This window comes from Erysipelothrix aquatica, from assembly GCF_009828775.2.
Classification (GTDB): Bacteria; Bacillota_I; Bacilli_A; order Erysipelotrichales; family Erysipelotrichaceae; genus Erysipelothrix; species Erysipelothrix aquatica.
In genome coordinates this window covers 1-4,580 of sequence record NZ_WTSY02000060.1, presented here as the reverse complement: position 1 = coordinate 4,580, position 4,580 = coordinate 1, and the positions used below count along the sequence as shown (strand labels likewise).

General features: G+C 32.8%; 5 protein-coding genes. All 5 read left to right on the top strand.

Annotation, left to right across the window (positions count from 1 at the left end):
• Window positions 1–450 (top strand): O-antigen ligase family protein (locus GVV20_RS10245; RefSeq protein ID WP_250690199.1); only part of this gene is annotated, 450 nt, incomplete at its 5' end.
• A gap of 94 nt (window positions 451–544) precedes the next feature.
• Window positions 545–1,345, top strand: coding sequence for a glycosyltransferase family A protein (locus tag GVV20_RS10240; protein WP_159739986.1), 801 nt, complete (start codon window positions 545–547; stop codon window positions 1,343–1,345).
• Entirely contained in the window at window positions 1,332–2,132 is an 801-nt protein-coding gene (locus GVV20_RS10235; RefSeq protein ID WP_159739987.1) for a glycosyltransferase family 2 protein, read from the top strand. Before GVV20_RS10240 ends, GVV20_RS10235 begins: the two co-directional genes overlap by 14 nt.
• A 125-nt stretch (window positions 2,133–2,257) precedes the next feature.
• Window positions 2,258–3,244, top strand: coding sequence for a polysaccharide pyruvyl transferase family protein (locus tag GVV20_RS10230; RefSeq protein ID WP_159739988.1), 987 nt, complete (start codon window positions 2,258–2,260; stop codon window positions 3,242–3,244).
• A 1-nt stretch (window position 3,245) separates the two neighbouring features.
• Window positions 3,246–4,325, top strand: a complete 1,080-nt coding sequence (locus GVV20_RS10225; protein WP_159739989.1) for a glycosyltransferase — start codon at window positions 3,246–3,248, stop codon at window positions 4,323–4,325.
• Window positions 4,326–4,580 lie beyond the last annotated feature (255 nt).

The following is a 4,580-nucleotide window of genomic DNA, read 5'->3' as shown; positions in this document are numbered from 1 at the left end:
GATTTATTCAGTTCAATAATTGCTAGATTTAAAACTAAAGACGGTGGTTCTGGCCGAGTTAGACTGGTCCAGAATGGCATTGAAATGTTTAAACAGTCAGGGTATTTGGGAATTGGAATATACAATTTTCAACCTATGAATGTAGAAATGTTTCAAATGCAACACTATATGCATAACACTATAATGGAAGTTTTTGTAGAAGGAGGAATAATTGTTTTCGGTGTATACATTTATTCATTACTTACTCTCATGAAGATGGCGTTATCAATTGCAAAATTTGATAGAAGAATGAATTACTTGTTTGCTACACTAATAGGTAGCATTGTAATGATGACAACCTTATCTATGATAATCAATGAGATGTTGATGTTGATTTTTGTACTAATCAATGTTTATTTTGAGTCAATGAATGAAGTGGAGAGTGATTGCGACGCTCCAATGTCTCAATAAAATAGTCATTTTGGTTTTTAATTCTAAAATAGAGCTAAAATAATAGATTGAAATTAAAGATCTACTGACATTTAAAAGAATAAGGAGCCCTACAATGGATAAACATACAACTGTGAGTTTTGTCATCTCAACGATGCATAGAAAATTTGACGATACTTTAGCTAAACGAATGAAATTGGAATCGGATTACGTGATTGTAAACCAAACAGATAACAACGAAATATTCTATGATAATGATAAAAATGTAAAATGGATTAATTCTACGACAAGAGGATTGTCTAAAAGTAGAAATATTGCAATTAGAAATTGTAGTAGTGAAGTAGTGGTTCTATCAGATGATGACTTAGAATATGTAAGTAATGCGAAAGAAATAATTCAGAATAGTTTTGATAGAAATCAAAATTATGATGTCATTGCATTCATGGTTGATGGCATCGAACAACATTTCAAGGACTACCCTAACAAAGAAAAAGTTATTAGTTACATACAAAGTATGAAGCTTTCATCAGTACAAATAGCTATAAGAAAGTCAGTATTTGATAATGCGTCCGTGCATTTCGACGAACGTTTTGGATCAGGTAGTAAATACTATCTAGGTGAGGAAAACATACTTCTGTTTGATATTCTTAAAAAGGGCCATAAAGTGAAGTTTATCCCGGAGAAAATAGCTGATTTGCACATAGGGCAGTCAACCTGGTTTGAAGGTTATAATAGGGAATATTTTATTAACCGGGGAGCGTCATACCGTCGAATGTCTCGTTTGATGTATCTTCCATTAATCATGCAGTTTGCAATTCGAAAGAGAAGTCTCTATAAAGACAATTTGTCCCTAAGTTGTGCGATAAGATACATGCTACAGGGAAGTAAGGAGTTTAGTAGAAATGATTCAAAATGATGTATCCAGAAACAATTCTTTAGAATTTCGAAAAGACTTAGTTTCTGTTGTAATGCCTGCATATAACTCTGAAGCAACTATTAGAGAATCTATCCAATCAGTAATCCATCAAAATTATCCTAAAGTTGAGTTAATTGTGGTAAATGACTGTTCTACTGATGGAACGGATGAAATTATTAAAGAAATAATTGCTCAGAATACTAAGTTGGAAATAGTATATATATCAAAAGATAAGAACCAAGGAGTAGCAGAGGCAAGAAACACTGCAATTTCCAAAGCAAAAGGAGAGTATCTTGCATTTCTTGATTCTGATGATGTTTGGTACCCCACAAAACTCATAAAACAAGTTGACAGTTTGAAGTCTTCTAATGGCTACTTTTCGATTTCATCATACGAAGTAATTGATGAGGAATCCCGTTATTTGGGGAAGTGTTTGAAAGTTCCTACAAAAGTATCATACAGAAGTCAACTCAAAGGTAGTTCGATCGGATGCTTGACAGTTTTAATAGATCGCAAAGTGATTGGTAATGATATCCATATGTTGTCGATAGGACACGAAGATTACTTAGCTTGGCAACAAATCTTGAGAAAATATGGCGATGCTACTCCATTAAAAGAAGTACTCGCTAAGTATCGAGTCCAAGAATCTTCCAGAAGTTCAAATAAAATGAGATCCGCAAAGTGGCAATATAAAATTTATACTAAGCATCTAAATATTAATCCGATACAGGCTATGTATTATGAGTTTAGATATGTGGTTAATGCACTGACCAAATATAGCAAATAATACGATACCTAACGATAACTTGATAAACTTGAAATAGTTGTGTAGAGAGAGTAAGTTAATTAACAAATAAGATCTTTAGGGAATAAGGTTTCGCAAAACATTCAAATATAAGGGAGAGGTTACAAATGAATAAAAATATAATTTTTGACCCATCGTACGGGACTCTAAATATGGGTGACAATATTATTGTAGAATCAGCATTACAAGAATTAGATGAAATAATTGGAGGTGATTTCAATGTTCGTGTTTCTTCTCATACACCGCTGTATCATTTCCATCAAAATTTGACAAGAAACATTTATAAAGAACCATTAAAGACCGCTAAAAGAAAATTTATCTTAGGATCCAATTTATTGTTTAAAGACTTCTTTCTTACAAGAAAGCGACCATGGAATATACACTTTTTAACAAGTAAGTATATTAATGATGTAGTACTAGTAGGTGTTGGTAGCAATGAAAACAATAAACGCTCGAGTTTATATACGAAGATGCTATATCGAAAAATATTAAGTGCGGATTACATTCATAGTGTTCGTGATAACAACACTCTGAAGTATGTTACAGAAGAATTAAAACTCAATGCAATTAACACAGGATGTGCAACAATGTGGAAACTCACTAAGGAACACTGCAAATCCATCCCTACAAAGAAAGCATCATCTGTCGTATTTACTCTGACAGATTATGCCAGAGACGTTGAGTTGGATACATATATGATCGAAATGTTAGTAAAATCATACGATAAAGTATATTTTTGGCCGCAAGGATCTGAAGATTCAATTTACTTCAAAGAACTTAATATCAGTGATGGTGAAATTATCCAACTTTCAAGTAGTTTAGATAGTTATCGAAAGATTTTGGCTACTGAAGATATTGACTATGTCGGATCACGTTTGCATGGGGGAATTTATGCGCTCCAGCACAAGGTGAGAACTTTGATTATTGCAGTAGATCATAGGGCACTCAATAAACAGGCTGACTACAATTTACCGGTTATCAAGAGAGAAAATGTCAAAACGGAAATGATGAATATCATCTCTTCAGAATTTTTCACAGAGATTGAAATTGATGAAGAAGCAATTTTGCAATGGAAAGCACAATTTGGTAAATAAAATGAAAATAAATCTACTAATTTACCATCTTGATTTAGGTGGTGTTGAAAAGACTGCAGTTGAATTTGCGAATGAATTAGTGGAACTGGGTCATGATGTCACAATCACAACAATTTACAAATTTAAGCCACAAATGTTTGATATTGACCCTAGAGTGAAGCTAAGAAAAAATCTGGGGTTTTATTTCAAAGGTTTAAATTCGATAGTCAGCCTGATTCCTCGTAAAATTTTGTACAGTTCTTTTGCTAAAGGTGACTATGATTTGGAAATTGCATTTCAGGCAGAGCTACCAACAGATATAATTGCCAATTCATCAAATTCGAAATCAAGAAAATATGCTTGGATTCATGGAATTGGTATGCAGTACTCGGATGTTTACAACAAATTTGATAAAATCGTTTTTGTCAGTTACGATGTCAAAAAGCACTATGCCAAAAGTTTTATTAATACTTCGGACGAGAATCTAAAAGTAGTATACAACCCTATGAACTTCTCAGATATTTCTGAAAAATCTAAAGTTTCTGAGAAAACAGTAGCGGAAGGAAGAATTAGGTTTATCAGTGTTGGAAGGTTAAGTGAAGAAAAGCGTTTTGATCGATTAATTGATGCATTCTCAAGAGTCAAAGAAAAAACCATATTTCCGATTGAGTTAGAAATTGTGGGTTCTGGACCTGAGGAATCGATTTTGAAACAGAAAATCAATGACTCAAATCTAAAAGAAACAGTAAAGCTTGTTGGATATCAGAAAAACCCCTATAAATTCATGATTAATGCAGATGTGTATGTGTGTAGTTCTGATTATGAAGGATTTAATGTCGCAGTTACTGAGGCGGGATATCTTGGATTACCAATTCTTACTACAAATGTATATGGAGCAAAGGAGTTATTGGGCGCCAATGAATATGGTTTATCGGTAGATTTAACTGAAGATGCAATTGTTGATGGAATGATAAAAATGTTAGATAGTAAAACGAGGGAACACTATTCCTCAATTATTTCCAATCGGGTTGAGGAGCTATTCGTACATCAAAGAACTAAACAATTACTACAATTGTTTGCAGATGAAGACCTGAAAGATTAGCCGAAATGATTTGTCACGAAAAAAGAATCTACTAAACCTAGATTCTTTTTTTGTACGCAGTCATGTATTAGCCTCAATGATTAGTAGGATTGATAGTATGTACTAATTTCCTGTTACTGAAAGAAATTGAAAATTAATGTTAATCCACACATAATTTCTATATTCATATAAAATATGATAAAATAGAGAATGATTGTAGAACTCATCTACAACGTAAAATATAAAACGCTAAGTAACAAACCCGGAAGGATTATT

What these genes read in the sequence shown, in the direction of transcription:
- GVV20_RS10235 (WP_159739987.1), top strand. Translation starts at nt 1,332, where the DNA reads ATGATTCAAAATGATGTATCCAGAAACAATTCTTTAGAATTTCGAAAA.
- GVV20_RS10230 (WP_159739988.1), top strand. Translation starts at nt 2,258, where the DNA reads ATGAATAAAAATATAATTTTTGACCCATCGTACGGGACTCTAAATATG.
- GVV20_RS10225 (WP_159739989.1), top strand. Translation starts at nt 3,246, where the DNA reads ATGAAAATAAATCTACTAATTTACCATCTTGATTTAGGTGGTGTTGAA.
- GVV20_RS10240 (WP_159739986.1), top strand. Translation starts at nt 545, where the DNA reads ATGGATAAACATACAACTGTGAGTTTTGTCATCTCAACGATGCATAGA.